At 69.9% G+C, this 1,437-nt stretch carries 2 protein-coding genes and 1 pseudogene; 2 read left to right on the top strand and 1 reads right to left on the bottom strand.

Annotated features, from left to right (window positions below):
• Positions 1 to 408: amidase family protein (locus G6027_RS16340; RefSeq protein ID WP_241727206.1), on the top strand; the 408-nt coding region annotated here is incomplete at its 5' end.
• Between the two features lie 3 nt (positions 409 to 411).
• Here the strand turns inward: G6027_RS16340 and G6027_RS16335 are convergent.
• The gene (locus G6027_RS16335; protein ID WP_206682504.1) at positions 412 to 879 is read right to left on the bottom strand and encodes an Lrp/AsnC family transcriptional regulator; all 468 of its coding nucleotides are present in this window, start codon (positions 877 to 879) and stop codon (positions 412 to 414) included.
• Positions 880 to 1,046: 167 nt separating this feature from the next.
• Between G6027_RS16335 and G6027_RS16330 the strand changes: the two are divergent.
• A pseudogene (locus G6027_RS16330) lies at positions 1,047 to 1,437 on the top strand (2-oxoacid ferredoxin oxidoreductase); the annotation flags it as partial.

The following is a 1,437-nucleotide window of genomic DNA, read 5'->3' as shown; positions in this document are numbered from 1 at the left end:
CGGCTCGACCCGTTCACGATCGGCCTCGCCGCGATGGCCAGGCGGGGTCTGCCCTCGCTCCCCCTGCACCTGTACCGCCTCTACCGGGCCAGGCGGCGGTTCGACTCGGCGTTCGGTGACGTCGACGTCTACCTCAACCCGGTGGTCAACCACGAGACCCCCGAGGTCGGGTACCTGGACGCGGACCTACCCTTCGAGACCCACCTCCAGCGGGTATCCGACTGGGTCACCTTCACTCCTCTCCAGAACATCGCCGGCTCCCCCGCCGTCTCGCTGCCTACCGGCCGGGCGCCGGACGGCCTGCCCATCGGCGTGCACCTGTCGGCGCGGATCGGCCACGATCGCCTACTGCTCGAACTCGCCTCCGAGTACGAGGGGGCCTACCCGTTCGACCGCATCTGGGAGTGAGCCTCACTCGTCCAGCAACTGGGCGACACGCGGGCCGACCCGTCGCCGCAGGATCACCTCGGTGCGGGTGCGGAGGACGCCCGGGGTGGCGATGATGGCGCTGAAGACCTCCTCGAGATGCGCGTGGTCGCGGGCCACCACCCGGCAGACGATGTCGAACTCCCCCGCCACGCTCATCACCTCGAGGACCTCGCGCACCTCCGCCAGGCCGGCGCAGGTCGCCTCCAGCTTCGCCTGTGCCATCTGGATGTGGACCAATGCCGAGAGCGGGAACCCGAGCGCCGCCGGATCGAGGGTCGGCGCCCACGACGCGATCACGCCCCGGGCCTCGAGCTTGTCCAACCGGGCCTGTGCGGTCCCGCGGGCCACCCCGAGGCGGCGGGAGAACTCGCGCACCCCGACCCTGGGGCCCGCCAGGACGATCTTCAGCAGTCGTCGGTCGGTGTGATCGAGATCGGGAGCCATATCCATGTGTACAGGGTAATCCGGACGAGACTAGACACAATGTCCATCTCTCGCCGAATTTCGGACGCCACTGTGTACACGGTGCGCTGCCGCACGCTGGCCACGTGACGTGCATCACCTACACGCCTAGCCTGGAAGCACAGTTCTCGTCTTTCGAAGGCCAGGTGTGACCGATGACCTCTCTTCTCGGCCCCCCGAGCGGGACCCACGACGACCTTCCGCGTGACGGACGGGCGGACGCCACCTCGTTCTCGCTCTCCGACCGCTACACGCGGGAGAGCGGGACGGTGTTCCTCACCGGGATCCAGGCCCTCGTCCGTACGGTCCGCGACCGCGCGCGATTGGACCGCAGGCAGAACCTGCTCACCGCCAGCCTCGTCAGCGGCTACGAGGGCTCGCCACTGGCCGGCTACGACCTCGAGCTGGCCAGGCGCGGGACGTTCCTCGACCCGTTCGACGTGGTCCACCGCCCCGCCCTCAACGAGGAGGCCGCCGCGACGGCCGTCATGGGTTCGCAGCTCGCGCGGCGCACGGGCACCCTGCGCGCGACGGCCCACACCGGCG

The organism is Dietzia sp. SLG310A2-38A2 (genome assembly GCF_014145095.1).
In the GTDB taxonomy this organism is placed as follows: domain Bacteria; phylum Actinomycetota; class Actinomycetes; order Mycobacteriales; family Mycobacteriaceae; genus Dietzia.
Note: the sequence above shows the minus strand (reverse complement) of the source record. Positions and strands in the feature narration are given on the sequence as shown.